The organism is Streptomyces sp. NPDC046870, from assembly GCF_040704595.1.
In the GTDB taxonomy this organism is placed as follows: domain Bacteria; phylum Actinomycetota; class Actinomycetes; order Streptomycetales; family Streptomycetaceae; genus Streptomyces; species Streptomyces argyrophylli.
The window spans coordinates 481,322-497,330 of record NZ_JBEYXM010000001.1 but is presented as its reverse complement, the minus strand read 5'-3'; the positions used below and the strand labels follow the sequence as shown (position 1 = coordinate 497,330).

Sequence of the window (16,009 nt, the reverse complement as noted above, 5' to 3'; positions counted from 1 at the left end):
CCCGCCCCTTGTCCCGTGCTCGCTCAGAGCTCCTTGGCCTGCTCCAGCATCCGGTCCACGACCCGCTTCGAGGCGTGGCCGTCGTCCAGGTCGCAGAACAGGTGGTGGAAGCGGTCGAAGCGGTCCTGGTACTCGGCGGACACCTCGTCGATGTCCAGGAGCGCGTCGACCAGCTCCTTCGAGGTGAACACCAGCGGACCGGGCGAGTCCTGCTCGAAGTCGAAGTAGAAGCCGCGCAGGGTGTCCCGGTAGTGCTCCAGGTCGTAGGTGAAGAAGAGCATCGGCCGCTTCAGGTGGGCGTAGTCGAACATGACCGACGAGTAGTCCGTGATCATGATGTCGGCCGCCAGGTACAGCTCGGCGATGTCCGGGTACTCGGACACGTCCCACACGAAGCCGTTGCCCGCGCCCGGCACCAGGTCCACCACGTTGGAGTGGCGGCGGATCAGCAGGACGTGGTCGTCACCCAGCCGCCGCTGCGCGTCCTCGATGTCGATTCGCAGGTCGAACCGGAACTGGCCCTGGCTGTGCGCCTGGTCGTCCCGCCAGGTCGGCGCGTACAGCACGACCTTCTTGCCCTTCGGCAGGCCGAGCCGCTTCTTCACCCGCTCCGCGATGGCGTCCTTCTCCGGCGAGTACAGGTAGTCGTTGCGCGGGTAGCCCGCCTCCAGGATCTCCCCGTCGTAGGAGAAGGCGCGCTTCAGGATCGGCGTGCTGAACCGGTTGGAGGACACCACCAGGCTCCACTGCTTCGCCTCCAGCGCCAGCTTCTCCTGGTACCGGCGGTCGAAGTGCAGCGTGTCGATGTCGTGGCCGATCTTCTTCAGCATCGTGCCGTGCCAGGTCTGCACGATGACCTGGCCGGGGCGCCGCTCGATCCAGAACGGCAGGTGGCCGTTGGTGACGATGTAGCGGCTGGAGGCCAGCGCCTCGAACCACTCGCGGCCCCACATGCGGACAGGCTCCACGCCCTCCGGCAGGAGGACCTGACCGTCGCGCACGGCCCACAGGTGCTTCAGCCCCGAGCCACGGGCGACCAGCTCCTCGTACATCGCCTTCGGGCTGTCGGAGAACTGCTTGCCGTTGTAGCTGAGGTAGAAGACCTGGTCCTTCAGGGGCTGCTGCCGCAGCGGCGCGTACACCTGCTCGCGCAGCTGCCGCTGGCGGTACGGGCCGCGCTCCAGGTCGTCCAGCTCCGAACGGCAGTTCAGCTGGGGGAAGTCGGCCCAGCGGTTCTCCAGCCAGTAGCGGCGGCCGCCCAGTTCGGCGCGGAGCGGGAACTGCGCCGCCGCGAGGCGGTCGGTGACGAACGGCACGTCGGGACCCTCACCGTCGGCCGGGCGCAGGAAGAGGTTCCAGCGGCCCGCGCGCAGCGGCACGTTGCCGTCGCCGCCGAGGGTGGAGGGGTCGAAGGCGACCTCGAAACGGCCGTCCTCGAGCCAGCGCGGCTCCACGAAGCGCTCCTCGAACCGGGCGCGGGGCTTGAGCAGCAGCCGGGCACCGGTGAGCCGGGCGTCGGTGCGCGCGGTGATGACGATCCGGCCGTCCTCCAGGGCGACCCGGTCGATCACGGCCCGCCGGGTGCGGCCGGCCAGCTTGAGGTACCCGTTGTGTCCGCCGATCACGGCCAGTTCGCCGTGCTCGGCGTGTTCGCCCAGGGAGGCGGGCAGGTCGTACCGCCCGTCCGCCAGGCCCTCCTGGAGGACCGTGCTGAACTGGCGTTCGCTGCCCTTGGGGTCCGTGGCCACCAGCACGGTGGACCAGACGCGCTTCTCGGGCCGGGTCAGGGCGTCGACGCCCTCGTTGAAGACCAGCGCCACGTCGGCCACCGGGACCTCGACCGAGAAGCGGTGCGTGCCGCCCTCCTCGGTCACGTCGACCGGGTACTCGTGGACCTCGGCGCCCTTCTGGTTCTTCACCCGCAGCGCCACCTGCTCGCCGGCGTGCAGCGGGACGCGGATGTCACCGGTCACGCGCAGCCGGTCGCCCTCCAGGGTCCAGCCGGTGATCAGGGCGCGGACCTTCTCGATGCGCAGCTTGAGCGCACCGCGCTCGACCGACGGCAGCATCCGGAAGTCGGAGTCCAGCCAGCGGTACGGCGGGAAGTTGCAGGCGGCGCCGCCGCTGGACTGCACGGCGCTACGGCGCACCAGGCCGGAGGCGTACAGGCCGAGGCCCACGTGCCACAGGCCCTCCTGCCACTCACCGCCCTTGCGCAGCTTCGCCGGGTCGATGGTTACTTGCCAGCCGGCCCAGTCGTAGTTGTAGCGCTCCTGGCCGGAGTCGGTGGTCGCCTCGGGCCGCTCCACGTTCCGGGCAGGCAGCACCATGCGCCGGCGGGACTTGTCCTTGCGCAGTTGCAGAACCTTGACGGACGAGCGTTTCGACGGAAGATCGATCTTGTCGATCCAGGCGTGCCCGACCAGCACGAGTTTGCCCTCGGACCAGCTGACGTCCTTCAGCGGGGCGCGCATGCGCAGGTCCGGATCGATGCGCAGGGCCTTGCGCGGGACGTCCAGCTCGGCGTCGGCCAGAGCCGGGAAGGAGGCGTACTTGCGGACCAGGCCGGTGACCTCGATGGGCTCCTTGCGCCGCTGCGAGGCCAGCAGGGCGATCAGCTCGTCGAGCTGGTGCTTGCGGACCAGCAGCCACTGCACCCGCAGGTGCGTCGGCAGCGTCATGACGACCTTGGGGTCGATGTGGTCAAGGAAGCGGTTGGCCGAGCGCAGGAACTCTTCGCGGTACTCCTCGTCACCGTCGGGCACCACGTTGAGGAACAGCCGGAGGTCGTCCGTGAGGACGCGGGCGTCGTACTCCCGCTTGAGGCGCGCGAAGGTCTCGCCGGACTGCCTGCCCAGGAAGTCGCTGATCTCCAGGACCGAGGTGGTGCGATCGCTCACCGCGCCCGGGTCGGTGCGGCGCTGCGTGATGGAGGGGCCGGACTCACCCTCGCGCAGCCGCCAGTAGTAGCAGGGCTCGGAGATGACGTCGACGGCCTCGGCGAGGTAGTGCGCCCGCATGGTGACGGGGATGTCCTCGTACAGGCGGGCCTCGGGGAAGGCGAAGCCGTGCTTCTCCCAGAACGTCCGGCGGAACACCTTGTTGCAGGCGATCCGGTCGGCGACCAGCTTGGCGTATTCGGAGATGTGGGTGCGCTGGCGTGCCTCGCCCGCGAGCATCCGCATCAGCGGGACCTGCCAGGTCTTCTCGCCCCTGAGGTGGAAGACGTTGCCGGTGGCGAAGGCGGAACCGGTCTCGTCGAGGCTGCCGACCATCAGGCGGTAGGCGTCCGGCGGGATGAGGTCGTCGCTGTCGACGAACGTCAGGAACTCCGCCTCGGGGGACATGTGGCCGATACCGGTGTTGCGGGCGGCCCCCAGCCCTCCGTTCTCCTTGCGTATCAGCCGGAACCGCGGGTCACGCTCCGCGTAGGACGCGGCTATCTCCGCCGAGTTGTCTGGGGAGCCGTCGTCCACCATGAGGACCTCGAAGTCCTCGAACGTCTGCGCCGCCAGCGAGTCGAGACAGGCCGGCAGATAGTGCTCGACGTCGTACATGGGGACGATGACACTGAGCCGAGGGGCCATGCTTGTCGATCTCCTTCTCGGGGGTCAGGCCCGCTCGACGGCTGCGAGCGCCTGGGCGGGGGTCGGTGCGTGGGAACGCTCTGCGAACGGCACGAAGGGCAGCGGCTCCGTCTCGCCGAGGAAGACGCGGCGCACCACGCGCTCGGCGGCACGTCCGTCGTCGAACTCGCAGAACCGACGGCGGAAGGCGTCGCGGCGCGCGGCCGCGTCCTGCCCGCGGTACTCGTCCGATCCGAGCAGGTCGATCAGCTCGGCCTGCGAGGTGGCCACCGCGCCCGGCGACTCCTGGAGCAGGTTGAAGTAGGTGCCGCGCACGGCGGAGTAGATGTCCCAGTCGGGCGCGTAGATGATGATCGGCCGGTCCAGGACGGCGTAGTCGAACATCGCGGAGGAGTAGTCCGTGATGAGCGCGTCGGCCGCGAGGTACAGCTCCTCCACCCGGGGGTGCGCCGACACGTCGACGATCCGCCCGCTGCGGCGCAGTTCGGCCACGTGGGCCGACCCGCCGTAGAAGTAGTGGCCGCGCACCAGCAGGGTCACGTCCGGCCCCAGCTCGTCGGCGAGGCGGGCGAGGTCGAGGCTCGGCACGAAGCCGGGCTGGTACTCGCGGTGCGTGGGCATGTACAGGAACGCCCGGGTGCCGTCGGCGAGCCCGAGGGCCGCGCGGGCCCGGCGGACGTCCTCCGAGGTGCCGTTGACGAGGACGTCGTTGCGGGGGTAGCCGGTCTCCAGCGAGACGTAGGAGCACGGGTAGACCCGCTCCCAGACGGCGGTGGAGAAGCGGTTGGAGCTGACGCTGAAGTCCCAGCGGTCGCAGCGCTCGAGGAGCTTGTCGAAGTCCATGTCCGTCGAGGCGGGGTACTTGCGCTGGTCCAGGCCCATGGTCTTCAGCGGGGTGCCGTGGTGGGTCTGGAGGTGGATCTGGCCCTCGCGCTTGACCACGCTGTCGGCGAAGTTCACGTTGTTGACCAGGTACTTGGCCCGTGCGAGCGCGGCCCAGTACTCCTTGGAACCGACCCGGACGTACCGCACGCCCTCGGGCACCCGGTCCACCGCGTCCGGCCGGACCGCCCAGACCCGGCGGACGTGCGGGGCGAGCCGGGCCAGCTCGGCGTCGATGGCGGCGGGGTTGCAGGAGACGCTGCGGCTCCAGTAGGCGGAGAACAGCGCCAGGTTCTCGTCCAGCGGCAGCCGGAGCTGGGACTGGTAGTAGACGCCCATCGCGCTGCGCTTGGACCGGTTGACGGCCGTACGGGTGCGGGTCCTGACCGCCTTGCGGAGCTTCACGGCGGCGGTGGCACCGGCCATCGCGGCGTACGCGTCCTTCTCCAGCATCGCGTACTTGTGGCCGCGGCCGCCGCCCGGACGCTGGAAGCCCTCGGGGAGCCGGGCGCGGTAGTCGGCGGAGGCGCGGTGGAAGAACTCCGCCCGCGCGTCGGCCGGCAGCCGGTCGGGCCGGTCCAGGATGGTCAGGAAGTGGTCGGCCATCTTGCGGAACAGCGGTGCGCGCCACTGCGCGAACTCGGGGTGGGCGTCCAGGTAGTCGAAGACGCGGCGGTACTGGTCGAAGACGTCGAAGTGCTTGCGGCTGACCGTCTTCAGGATGTTGCCGCCCTCGCGGCGCTGGCGGTACATCACGCAGACCCGGTTCAGCACCGCGATGCGCTCGGCACTGATCATGGAGCAGAACGTCCAGGGGGCGTCCTCGTAGTAGCCCGGCGGGAAGGTCAGCTCGTGACGCAGGACGAAGTCCCGGCGGTAGGCCTTGTTCCAGACGATCTGCAGCAGGTCGAGCAGCTTCGGCCGCTCGGCGAGGGGGAAGGCCTCCGGCCCGTCGGGCTGGAGCAGCTCGGCGCGCTGGTTGGGGCGGACCCGGCCGTCCCAGTAGCTGCGGGCGTAGTCGTAGACGAGGATCTCGGGGTCCCCGGCCGCTTCCAGCCGGTCGGCTATCGCCCGCAGCGCGCCGTCGGTCAGAGTGTCGTCACTGTCCAGGAAAAGTACGTAATCACCCTGAACCTTCTCCATGCCCGCATTGCGCGCGCGCCCCAGCCCCACGTTCTCCGTGAGGTGAATCACGTGAATGCGCGCGTCCCGCTCCGCGTATTCATCGAGAATGGCGCCCGAACCGTCCGGTGAGCAGTCGTCGACCGCGATGACCTCGAAGTCCGTGTAGTCCTGCCCGAGCACCGAGTCCAGGCACTCGGTGAGGTAGCCCTGCACCTTGTAGACAGGGATGACGAGAGAGAGTCTGGGCATCCTTACAACCTGTTCCGAGACTGATCACGAGAGCGTGGGCCGAGGCCAGAGCACGCTCCGCCCGCCGGCGGCGCAGCGCGCCGTCGCATCAGAGTAAAGGATTCACTTGATGTTTCCGTGAGCAAGGTAGCGGGGCGGTCGGGGCGCGGAACAGCCGCGGAGGCCGGACCTTTACTTGCTCGGAACATTGTCCCACCCTGATGCGCGGGCGATTCCACCCCGCCTCACCGCACAGGGTTTTCGCCGCAGTTGCCCGAATTCACCCGATTCGATTTTCCGTAGCCCATGGACGAGTCTGCTCTCCTACCGACACAGACCGAGGAGGCACGGGAATGAGCTGGCTGGTCACGGGCGGCGCCGGGTACATCGGTGCGCATGTGGTGCGCGCCATGACGGAGAACGGCGAGCACGTGGTCGTCTACGACGACCTGTCGACCGGCAGTGCCGACCGGGTGCCCGGCGATGTCCCGCTGGTCGTGGGCAGCGTGCTGGACCAGGAGCTCCTGGAACGGACGATCCGTGACCACGCCGTGACCGGTGTGGTGCACATCGCGGCCAAGAAGCAGGTGGGGGAGTCGGTGGAGCGGCCCCTCCACTACTACCGCGAGAACGTCACCGGACTGCAGACCCTGCTGGAGGCGATGACGGCCACCGGCGTCGGCCGGGTCGTCTTCTCCTCCTCCGCCGCCGTCTACGGCATGCCGGACGTCGACCTCGTCACCGAGGACACCCCCTGCGTCCCCATGAGCCCCTACGGCGAGACCAAGCTGGTCGGCGAGTGGCTGATCGCCGCCGCGGCCAGGGCCCACGGGATCCGCGCCGTGTCCCTGCGCTACTTCAACGTGGCCGGTGCCGCCGCCCCGGAGCTGTCCGACGCGGGCGTCTTCAACCTCATCCCCATGGTGTTCGAGCGGCTGGAGGCCGGCGAGGCGCCGCGGATCTTCGGCGACGACTACGCCACGCCGGACGGCACCTGCGTACGTGACTACATCCACGTCCAGGACATCGCCTCCGCCCACCAGGCGGCCGCGGCGCGTCTGCGCGACGCCCCGGAGGGAACCTCGCTCGTCCTCAACATCGGCCGGGGCGAGGGCAGCTCGGTCCGGGAGATGGTGGACCGCATCCTGAAGGTGACCGGCAACGAGCGGCTGGCGCCCGAGGTCACCGATCGCCGGCCCGGGGACCCGGCGAGGGTGGTCGCGTCGGCGGACCGCATCCGGGCGGAACTGGGCTGGACGGCCCGTCTCGGCCTGGACGACATGATCGAGTCCGCGTGGCTGGGGTGGCGTCACCGGCACGCCTGAGCCTGAGTCCGAGCGGCCGGGGGTGAGGCCGGGCGCAGACCCGCGGCCCGGCTCCCCCGCTCGCCCAGAGCTCGCGTCCCTGAGCCCCTGTCAGGCCTTCAGGTCGGCCTTGTCGCCCATCACCACGACGGGGTGCAGCCGGGGATCGAGGGTGCGCAGCAGGTAGCGCATCGCCGACTCGGACTGGCTCACACACGCCGACGTGCCGCTGCCGTGGTCCATGTGCAGCCAGATGCTGCCGCCCTTCGACTGGCCCTGCGGCCGGGTCGGGTCGTTGGGCGCGGTCCCTCTGACCCGGTTGTAGTCGATGGCTATGACGTAGTCGAAGTCGTGCCAGTACGCCTTCTTCCAGTAGCGGGGCGCCTGGAAGGCCGCGGACCGGGTGTACGGCAGCCTGGTCCCCGGGGCGGCGAGGACGCCGCCCGCGTCGCTGAGCGTGAACACTCCCACCGGGCTGCGCAGATCGCCCTCGTGATGGTCCGTCGTCCAGCCCTTCCGCCCGTTGTGCGCCGCCCAGGAGCGTTCCTGCTTCCAGACGGCGCCGTGCTTGGTGAAGAGGGCGACGGTGGAGTCGGGGGAGTTCTTCCCCGCGCCGTACACCGCGACCACCTGGCGGGAGCCGGCCGGCACCTGCCGCCACAGCCGGTCGCCGATGCCGGGGACGCGCTTGAGGGCCGTCTTCCGCGGCTGGGTGTCGTCGGACTTGTCCCGCGGCGCGGCACTGCCGTGGTCCGAACCGCCGCACGCCGCCGCCGACATCACCAGCAGCCCACCGATGACCGCGCTCAACCCTGCCCGTGCCGAACCTCTTCTCCGCATGGGGTCCATGGTCGCAGACCGCCGCGAACGCGGCCGTACCGCCCTGTCCGGCATCGGCCAAACCACCGCGCGGACACCCTGGTTGGGGGTGGTGGACCGGGCGGGGCCGGCAGGCTGCGCGACGGCGGTGAGGGGGTCCGGGTGCCGGTCCCGACGACACCGTCGAGGGCCGCGGCGACGGCGCCGGACCGGCCGGACGTGACGTCCACGCGGTGAGGACGAGGGCGAACCCGGCTCGGCGGCCGTCCCGGGCGGTCCTCGCACCGCGGTGACCCCGGCGGGGGCCGGCCCGGGACTGTCCGGCGGTTGGGCAGCGCGGGCACGCCGCACCCGGCTTCCCGTAGATTGAGGACGCCGGGAAGCACGGTGCCGGAACGCGCACGTGAAGGAGACGGACCGCAGGTGGCAAGGGCAAGGCAGGCCGTGGGCGAGGCCCGCAGGATCGTCGTCAAGGTGGGCTCCTCCTCGCTGACCACCGCCGCGGGCGGCCTGGACGCCGACCGCGTCGACGCGCTGGTCGACGTCCTCGCCAAGATCCGCAGCGGTGGGGAGAAGGAGATCGTGCTGGTCTCCTCCGGCGCCATCGCCGCCGGCCTCGCCCCGCTCGGCCTGCGCCGCCGCCCCAAGGACCTCGCGCGCCAGCAGGCCGCCGCCAGCGTCGGCCAGGGCCTGCTCGTCGCCCGCTACACCGCCTCCTTCGCCCGCTACGGGGTCCGCGTCGGCCAAGTCCTGCTCACCAGCGACGACATGAGCCGCCGCGCCCACCACCGCAACGCCTCCCGCACCCTCGACCAGCTGCTCGCGATGGGTGCCTTCCCGGTCGTCAACGAGAACGACACCGTCGCCACCGACGAGATCCGCTTCGGCGACAACGACCGCCTCGCCGCCCTCGTCGCCCACCTCGTCCACGCCGACCTGCTGGTCCTCCTCTCCGATGTCGACGGCGTCTACGACGGCGACCCCAGCAGGCCCGGCACCTCCCGGATCGCGGAGGTGAGGGGCCCGGAGGACCTCGCCGGCGTCGAGATCGGCAGCGCGGGCAAGGCGGGCGTCGGCACCGGCGGGATGGTCACCAAGGTGGAGGCCGCCCGGATCGCCGCCGCCGCCGGCATCCCGGTGGTGCTGACCAGCACCGTCCACGCGGCCGAGGCCCTGGCCGGCGGCGACACCGGCACCTACTTCCACGCCACCGGCAAGCGCTCCGCCGAGCGGCTGCTCTGGCTCCAGCACGCCTCCACCCCGCAGGGCGCCCTGATCCTGGACGACGGCGCGGTCGACGCGGTCGTCAGGCGGCGCACGTCGTTGCTGCCCGCCGGGATCGCCGCCGTCGAGGGCGAGTTCAGCGCGGGCGATCCCGTCGAGCTGCGGGACACCACGGGCCGCGCGGTGGCCCGGGGACTCGTCAACTTCGACGCCAAGGAGATCCCCCTGCTGATCGGGCGTTCGACCCGGGAGCTGGCACGCGAGCTGGGCCCGGAGTACGAACGCGAGGTCGTACACCGGGACGACCTGGTCCTCCTGCACACCTGAAGGCCCGCGGAACCGCTCGCGAAACGGGGTGTACGGAACGACCCCGGTGGGGGACGTTCCGTAAAACCACCACGCGGAGCCCGGCGGCCTGCTCAACTTTGTCTGGGGGACATGTTGAAGGGACGGGTTCCGTCAAGGGGCCGAGCGAGCCATACGAGCATGCGAGCCGCGCGTGCCGTGCGTGAAGGAGGCCGTCGTGAGACGAGTGCGCCCGGGGGCGGCGTCCCGCGGTGCTCTGACGAGCGTCGCGGCCGGGGACACCTACGAGGAGCCCAAGGACCTGCCCAGGCTGTGGCACGTCACCCTCAGCGTCTCCGGGGAGAAGGTCCCCCTGCCCGAGCTGCGGCGGGCCCTGGAACAGCTCGCCCACGACCACCCCTTCCTGCTGACCAGCAGATACGCGACCGACCACGCCGAGATCCGGTACTGGGAAGAGGCCCGCGACCTGCACGACGCCGCCGCCGTGGCGCTGCGCCTGTGGGGCGAGCACCGGCAGAGCGCCGGCCTGCCGCCCTGGGAGATCGTCGGCCTGGAGGTCATCGACCGCGAGACCTACCACCACCGCATCGCCGAGGGCTACGGCCCCGCCCCGGCGACCCCGGTGGGAGTGCACCCGTTCTGAGCCGGGCCGGGCCCGGGGCGCGGCGATCCGGGCCCGGGTGAGCGGGTGCCGGAGGGGGCGGGTGCCGGGAGGGTGCGCTGTGCCGGGGCGAGCTCCCGGGCCACCCCCGGCCGGGGAAGGTTCACCCCATTTGGGGTGTCTCGGGGTGTGGGACGACCGCTGAACCGCCGCGCCCCGCGCACTACCCTTCCCTCATGACCACGCTCTCGCCGTACGACTCGATGTCCCCGGTCACCCAGGCCGCCTACCGGGCCAAGGCCGCCGCCGCCGACCTCGCGCCGCTCCCGCGCGCCGTGAAGGACGACGCGCTGCTCGCCATCGCCGACGCCCTGGAGGTCCGGACCGCCGAGATCGTCGAGGCCAACGCCAAGGACGTGGCCAAGGCGAGGGAGAACGGCACCAGCGAGGCCATCGTCGACCGGCTCACCCTCACCCCGGAGCGGGTCCGCGCCATCGCCTCCGACGTCCGCGACGTCGCGAAGCTGCCCGACCCGGTCGGCGAGGTCGTCCGCGGCTCCACCCTGCCCAACGGCATCGACCTGCGCCAGGTCCGCGTCCCGCTCGGCGTCGTCGGCATCATCTACGAGGCCCGCCCGAACGTCACCGTGGACGCCGCCGCCCTCTGCCTGAAGTCCGGCAACGCCGTCCTGCTGCGCGGCTCGGCCTCCGCCTACGAGTCGAACTCCGCCCTCGTCCGGGTGCTCCGCGACGCCGTCGGCGGCGCCGGGCTGCCCGCCGACGCCGTCCAGCTCGTGCCCGGGGAGAGCCGCGACTCCGTCCGCGAGCTGATGCGCGCCCGCGGTCTGGTCGACGTCCTCATCCCGCGCGGCGGCGCCTCACTGATCCAGACCGTGGTCAACGAGTCCACGGTCCCCGTGATCGAGACCGGCACCGGCAACTGCCACGTCTACGTCGACGCCCAGGCCGACATCGACACGGCCGTCGAGATCCTGATCAACTCCAAGGCCCAGCGGGTCAGCGTCTGCAACGCCGCCGAGACCCTCCTGGTCCACCAGGACATCGCCGCCGAGTTCCTGCCGCGCGCCCTGGACGCCCTCGCCGAGGCCGGCGTCACCGTCCACGCCGACGAGCGGGTCATGGCCTACGCCAAGGACTCCAAGGCCACCGTCGTCGAGGCGACCACCGAGGACTGGGAGACGGAGTACCTGTCGTACGACATCGCCGCCGCGGTGGTGGACTCGCTGGACAGGGCCGTCGAGCACATCCGGCTGTGGACCTCCGGCCACACCGAGGCCATCGTGACCACCTCCCAGCAGGCCGCCCGCCGCTTCACCCAGCTGGTCGACTCCACCACCGTCGCCGTGAACGCCTCCACCCGCTTCACCGACGGCGGCCAGTTCGGCTTCGGCGCCGAGATCGGCATCTCCACCCAGAAGCTGCACGCCCGCGGCCCGATGGGCCTGCCCGAGCTGACCAGCACCAAGTACATCGTCACCGGCGACGGGCACGTCCGCCGCTGAGGTTCACCCGTCCGGCCGCCGGCCCGCCGCCCGGACCCGGTCCCGGGAACCGTCCCGCGGCCCAGGCCCCCGAGGCGTCTCACCAGGCAGACGAATTTCCATACCGTCTGCCCAAATTGACCCCCCAGGTCTACTCTGGACCCGTGCCGGAGGACGTGGGGGGCACGCCGTTCCCTGACGGCTGGGAGCCCGACGACGACCACGACCGCGGGGTGTCGGACGAAGAGTTCGCCTCCGTGGTCTTCGACGAGGCCTTCGTGCGGGCGGCCACCTTCCACGAGCCGACCGCCGTGGAGCGCCTCCTGGCCGCGGCCCAGGCCAGAGCCGAGGCCTCGGAGGCCGAGGCCCGCCGCGCCCGCGCCCGGGGCGAGCGCTTCGACGACGGCTACGGCCCCGAGGGCACCGCCTTCGGCCGGGACCACGACGATGACGAGCTGGACGACACCTACGTCCTCGGCGATCGCCACGGCCTCTTCGGTGCCTACGGCAAGCAGGTCCGCTGGCACCGGCCCGTCGCCTGGCTCCTCGCCGTCGTGATGGGCATCGGCATGGTCGCCCTGGCCTTCGCCGCCGTCTACCGGGGAGGCTCCTCGGGCACCCGCGACCGCGTTCCCGCGCCCGCCTCCACCGGCCTGGAACAGGGCGGCGCGCCCGCCCCCGGCTCCGCCACCGAGCACTCCCGGCCGGCCGTCTCGGCCATCCCGCCCTCCCCCTGAGCGCCCCGCCCGTTCTTGGTGAGAACCTGTCAGAAGTTGTCGCGCAGCGAGGCGTTTACCCGGGGCTCACGAGACCTACCCTGAAGGTATGGGCGGGCCTGGAGACCCACCGGAGGGGACACCCGAGGGCGGCCCCGGCGGTGCGGAGGACGAATACCGATCCGTCGTCTTCGACGAGTCGTTCGTCCGCGCTGCCCGCCTCCAGGAGTTCTCCGCCGAGGAACGGATGGCCGACCACGCCCCCGCCGTCCGTCGCCGCCCGCCCCTGCACCGGGGCCTCACCCGGCAGGCCCTCGTCCTCGTCCTGCTGATCGTCGTCGCCTTCGCCACCGCGATCTACATGGGCGTCCGCCACCCCTACGGCTCCCCGCAGACCCGGCGGCCCGTGGAATCCCTCCGGATGACCGTCATCCCGCTCGCCCCCCAGGGCAAGGTGCCCGGTGCCACGGACCCCGAGAGGCTCTACGCGCGCAGCCCCGCCGCCCCGTACGAGGCCGGCGCCGAGGGCATCCCCCTGCCGGCCTCGCGCGGCACCGCCCACTTCTCCGACAGCCAGGTGGTGGCCGCCCTGACCACCGCCAAGGACTACATCGTCCGCTCCTCGCTCTACCCCGAGGTGCTCAGCGGCCGCGAGGTCCGCCCCGCCCGCGCCCTGATCGACTCCGACCAGCTCGAACAGTTCGACCAGAGCGTCGACCACCCGGCGGCGGACGGCCGGCACGCGGCCACGGGCTGGGTGGTCCGCATCGACCCCGCCCGGGCCCGGCTGGCCGACGACAGGATCCGCGTCTTCGGCAGCCTGCACGCCGCCGAAGCCGATCCGGCGACCCTGGAGGTCACCGCCGACCACACCTTCGTCTACGCCCTGCGCCCCACCGGTGCCGCCGCCGGCGCCCCCGCCTCCCTCTTCACGGTCCGCCGCGAGGTGACCTTCCACTTCGACCGTGACGACCTGCGCACCCACCAGGTCCAGCTGATCGTGTCCTACGTCCAGGCGGGCCCCCTCGCCTGCGCGGAGGACGCCTCGGCCTACCTCCGCCCCCTGCTGGCCGGCCAGACGGCCCGGTCGGGCGGCCCCGCGGGCACCAACCCCTACGAGACGGACAGCGCCACGGCCCTGTGCGGGACGCTGGCTCCCGGGGCCCAGCCGAAGGTCTGAGGGGCGGAAAGGGGAACGGGCCCCCGGGCCGGGGTTCCCCTGCCAGGGCCCAGGCCGGGGTTCCCTCTGCCGGCTCCTCAGGCCGTGGTTCCCCCGCCGGGCCCGGCGCCTACTCCTCGCCGCCCTCGGGAGCGTCCCCCTTGGCCGGCGGCGGGCTCCGGAAGCCGTCGAAGCCCCGCCGGACCCGGCCGCCCAGGTCGCCCGCGCCGCCCGCGAGGTCCGTGACCAGCTTCATCAGCGGGTCCTTGGAGGTCTTCACATCGCTCGCGTAGCTGGCCGCCGACTCGCGGAAGGAGTCGCTGACGGAGGCGTCCCCGTCCTCGCCGCGCCGTGCGTAGTGCCCGTCCATGATCCGCTGGTAGTCCCGGGACTCGGCCCACTTCTTCAGCTCGGCGGCCCGCACGGTGGTGAACGGGTGCGAGCGGGGCAGCACGTTCAGGATCTTCAGCACCGAGTCGCGCAGATCGCCCCCGGAGTCGTACTCCTCGGCCTGCTCCAGGAACGCGTCCACGTTCATCTCGTGCAGATGGTTGCCGCCCGCGATCTTCATCAGCCCCCGCATCGAGGCCCGGACGTCCTGGCCCACCAGCAGGCCCGCCCGGTCGGCGGACAGCTCCGACTTGCGGAACCACTCCCGCAGGGCCGTGACGATCGCCGTGATCGCCAGGTTGCCCAGCGGGATCCAGGCGACCTTCAGCGCGAGGCTCGTCAGGAACAGCAGGACGGTGCGGTACACCGAGTGCCCGGACAGCGCGTGCCCCACCTCGTGCCCGACGACCGCCCGCATCTCCTCCTCGTCGAGCAGCTCCACCAGCCCCGTGCTGACCACGATGATCGGCTCGTCCAGACCGATGCACATCGCGGTCGGCTGCGGGTCCTGCGTGACGTACATCGGCGGGACCTTCCGCAGGTCCAGGATGTAACAGGCGTCCAGCAGCATGTCGTGCAGGTGCGAGAACTGCCGCTCGGAGACCCGCACCGAGTCGGACAGGAACAGCAGCCGCAGGCTCCGCTCCGGCAGCAGCCCGCTGAGCGCCTTGAAGACGGTGTCGAACCCGCTGAGCTTACGCAGCGCGACCAGGGCCGAGCGGTCGGCCGGGTGCTCGTACGCGCGCGTGGAGATCTCAGGGAAGCGCCTGCGCTGCCTGCTCGGCACCCGCTCGTGCCCCGCGTGCTGGTGGCCGTCGTCGGACATGTCTTCCCCCATGCGTGTGAGTGCCCACCGTGCCCCCGAGGCGGGGCCCAGCCTAGGCGGAGATACCTTGGACGGGCAGTACACCCGAAGGAGTCCACGTCATGGAGCACCACCCCGCAGCCGCCTGGCTGACCGAGGCCGCCTCGAGCGCCGTCCAGCAGCACGGGTCAGGAAACCTGCTCCGCGTCATACTGATCGTGATGGTCCTCGGCTGTGTACTGACCGCATGGTTCCTGTTGCGCGGCTACAAGCGGAAGGACGACTGACGAGCGGCGAAGGTTCCCCGCCGCCGGGCATCGCCCCGTTCCTCCGCGCGAGCCGCCGGCGCCCTCCGGTGCCAACGGCGGAGTCGGCGTGATCGCCGCACGGCCGCCCGCTTACGATGGGCCGACATCTTTATTCCGCCCACACGCGATAGGTCCTGCCGAAGATGAGCTTCCACAGCGCAGCAGCCCAGTTGGTCACCCTTGCCGCCGAGGGCGAGCAGCACGGCGGAAACCATGAAAGCCTGAACCCGGCCCTCACCGGCGGCGGCGCCCTGTTCATCCTGCTCCTGCTGCTGTGGATCACCACGCGCTTCAACCGCGACCGCTGAGCCGGGGAACCCGTCCCCGGACGGACGTCCGAGACCGGGCCGGTAGGGTCTGCACGCATGGGAGAGCAGGACATGCCTACCGGTCCGGCGCACGAGACCGCCGACGACACGGTGAAGCACCCGCAGCACGGACCGGGCAACGGCCCCGCCCACACGGGCAAACGGCGTCTCGGCGTCATGGGCGGAACGTTCGACCCGATCCACCACGGGCACCTCGTGGCGGCCAGTGAGGTCGCCGCGCAGTTCCACCTGGACGAGGTGGTGTTCGTCCCCACCGGCCAGCCGTGGCAGAAGTCCCACCGCAAGGTCTCCCCGGCCGAGGACCGCTACCTGATGACGGTCATCGCGACCGCCGAGAACCCCCAGTTCTCCGTCAGCCGCATCGACATCGACCGCGGCGGTCCCACCTACACCGTCGACACCCTGCGCGACCTGCGCGCCCTCAACCCCGACACCGACCTCTTCTTCATCACCGGCGCCGACGCCCTCGCCCAACTGCTGACCTGGCGCGACTCGGAGGAACTGTTCTCCCTCGCGCACTTCATCGGCGTCACCCGCCCCGGCCACAACCTCACCGACCCGGGCCTGCCGGAAGGCGGGGTCTCGCTCGTCGAGGTGCCCGCCCTCGCCATCTCGTCCACAGACTGCCGTGCGAGAGTCGCCAAGGGAGACCCCATCTGGTACATGGTGCCGGACGGAGTCGTGCGCTACATCGACAAGCGCGAGCTGTACCGCGGCGAGTGAG

13 protein-coding genes are annotated in these 16,009 nt (G+C 71.4%); 9 read left to right on the top strand and 4 right to left on the bottom strand.

Going from position 1 to position 16,009, the window contains the following annotated elements:
• Positions 1–23: 23 nt before the first annotated feature.
• Both AB0946_RS02230 and AB0946_RS02225 read right to left on the bottom strand, forming a co-directional pair.
• Positions 24–3,587, bottom strand: a complete 3,564-nt coding sequence (locus AB0946_RS02230; protein WP_366758736.1) for a CDP-glycerol glycerophosphotransferase family protein — start codon at positions 3,585–3,587, stop codon at positions 24–26.
• A gap of 24 nt (positions 3,588–3,611) precedes the next feature.
• The gene (locus AB0946_RS02225) at positions 3,612–5,843 is read right to left on the bottom strand and encodes a bifunctional glycosyltransferase family 2 protein/CDP-glycerol:glycerophosphate glycerophosphotransferase (RefSeq protein WP_366758735.1); all 2,232 of its coding nucleotides are present in this window, start codon (positions 5,841–5,843) and stop codon (positions 3,612–3,614) included.
• Positions 5,844–6,175: 332 nt separating this feature from the next.
• Here AB0946_RS02225 and galE point away from each other — a divergent pair, with 332 nt between their 5' ends.
• Positions 6,176–7,147, top strand: coding sequence for a UDP-glucose 4-epimerase GalE (gene galE / locus AB0946_RS02220; protein ID WP_366758734.1), 972 nt, complete (start codon positions 6,176–6,178; stop codon positions 7,145–7,147).
• A gap of 90 nt (positions 7,148–7,237) precedes the next feature.
• Here the strand turns inward: galE and AB0946_RS02215 are convergent, their stop codons facing one another.
• A complete protein-coding gene (locus AB0946_RS02215) occupies positions 7,238–7,966 on the bottom strand; it encodes a hypothetical protein (RefSeq protein WP_366758733.1) in 729 nt (242 codons plus the stop codon).
• 423 nt (positions 7,967–8,389) lie between these two features.
• Between AB0946_RS02215 and proB the strand changes: the two genes are divergently transcribed.
• The 5 genes from proB to AB0946_RS02190 all read left to right on the top strand — a co-directional run bounded on the left by proB (position 8,390) and on the right by AB0946_RS02190 (position 13,474).
• On the top strand, positions 8,390–9,496 hold the full coding sequence (gene proB / locus AB0946_RS02210) for a glutamate 5-kinase (protein ID WP_366759127.1): 1,107 nt from the start codon (positions 8,390–8,392) through the stop codon (positions 9,494–9,496).
• Positions 9,497–9,692: 196 nt separating this feature from the next.
• Positions 9,693–10,118 carry a hypothetical protein gene (locus AB0946_RS02205; protein ID WP_103810746.1) on the top strand — a complete coding sequence of 142 codons (426 nt, stop codon included), beginning with the start codon at positions 9,693–9,695 and terminating at the stop codon, positions 10,116–10,118.
• 194 nt (positions 10,119–10,312) lie between these two features.
• Positions 10,313–11,599 carry a glutamate-5-semialdehyde dehydrogenase gene (locus tag AB0946_RS02200; RefSeq protein WP_171156412.1) on the top strand — a complete coding sequence of 429 codons (1,287 nt, stop codon included), beginning with the start codon at positions 10,313–10,315 and terminating at the stop codon, positions 11,597–11,599.
• Positions 11,600–11,715: 116 nt separating this feature from the next.
• Positions 11,716–12,315, top strand: coding sequence for a hypothetical protein (locus AB0946_RS02195; protein WP_366758732.1), 600 nt, complete (start codon positions 11,716–11,718; stop codon positions 12,313–12,315).
• An 88-nt stretch (positions 12,316–12,403) separates the two neighbouring features.
• Positions 12,404–13,474: a hypothetical protein gene (locus AB0946_RS02190; RefSeq protein ID WP_366758731.1), complete on the top strand. Its 1,071-nt coding sequence runs from the start codon at positions 12,404–12,406 to the stop codon at positions 13,472–13,474.
• A 109-nt stretch (positions 13,475–13,583) separates the two neighbouring features.
• Here AB0946_RS02190 and AB0946_RS02185 read toward each other — a convergent pair whose 3' ends face one another.
• The gene (locus AB0946_RS02185; RefSeq protein ID WP_366759126.1) at positions 13,584–14,669 is read right to left on the bottom strand and encodes a M48 family metallopeptidase; all 1,086 of its coding nucleotides are present in this window, start codon (positions 14,667–14,669) and stop codon (positions 13,584–13,586) included.
• Positions 14,670–14,770: 101 nt separating this feature from the next.
• On the opposite strand from AB0946_RS02185, the gene AB0946_RS02180 reads away from it, so the two are divergent.
• The 3 genes from AB0946_RS02180 (at position 14,771) to nadD (ending at position 16,008) form a co-directional block, all read left to right on the top strand.
• Entirely contained in the window at positions 14,771–14,935 is a 165-nt protein-coding gene (locus AB0946_RS02180) for a hypothetical protein (protein WP_366758730.1), read from the top strand.
• Between the two features lie 164 nt (positions 14,936–15,099).
• The gene (locus tag AB0946_RS02175; protein WP_366758729.1) at positions 15,100–15,264 is read left to right on the top strand and encodes a hypothetical protein; all 165 of its coding nucleotides are present in this window, start codon (positions 15,100–15,102) and stop codon (positions 15,262–15,264) included.
• A 57-nt stretch (positions 15,265–15,321) separates the two neighbouring features.
• Complete coding sequence (gene nadD / locus AB0946_RS02170; protein ID WP_030990853.1) at positions 15,322–16,008, top strand: nicotinate-nucleotide adenylyltransferase; 687 nt, start codon at positions 15,322–15,324, stop codon at positions 16,006–16,008.
• Position 16,009 lies beyond the last annotated feature (1 nt).

What these genes read in the sequence shown, in the direction of transcription:
- AB0946_RS02230 (WP_366758736.1), bottom strand. Translation starts at nt 3,587, where the DNA reads ATGGCCCCTCGGCTCAGTGTCATCGTCCCCATGTACGACGTCGAGCAC.
- AB0946_RS02225 (WP_366758735.1), bottom strand. Translation starts at nt 5,843, where the DNA reads ATGCCCAGACTCTCTCTCGTCATCCCTGTCTACAAGGTGCAGGGCTAC.
- galE (WP_366758734.1), top strand. Translation starts at nt 6,176, where the DNA reads ATGAGCTGGCTGGTCACGGGCGGCGCCGGGTACATCGGTGCGCATGTG.
- AB0946_RS02215 (WP_366758733.1), bottom strand. Translation starts at nt 7,966, where the DNA reads ATGCGGAGAAGAGGTTCGGCACGGGCAGGGTTGAGCGCGGTCATCGGT.
- AB0946_RS02200 (WP_171156412.1), top strand. Translation starts at nt 10,313, where the DNA reads ATGACCACGCTCTCGCCGTACGACTCGATGTCCCCGGTCACCCAGGCC.
- AB0946_RS02190 (WP_366758731.1), top strand. Translation starts at nt 12,404, where the DNA reads ATGGGCGGGCCTGGAGACCCACCGGAGGGGACACCCGAGGGCGGCCCC.
- AB0946_RS02185 (WP_366759126.1), bottom strand. Translation starts at nt 14,669, where the DNA reads ATGTCCGACGACGGCCACCAGCACGCGGGGCACGAGCGGGTGCCGAGC.
- AB0946_RS02180 (WP_366758730.1), top strand. Translation starts at nt 14,771, where the DNA reads ATGGAGCACCACCCCGCAGCCGCCTGGCTGACCGAGGCCGCCTCGAGC.
- AB0946_RS02175 (WP_366758729.1), top strand. Translation starts at nt 15,100, where the DNA reads ATGAGCTTCCACAGCGCAGCAGCCCAGTTGGTCACCCTTGCCGCCGAG.
- nadD (WP_030990853.1), top strand. Translation starts at nt 15,322, where the DNA reads ATGGGAGAGCAGGACATGCCTACCGGTCCGGCGCACGAGACCGCCGAC.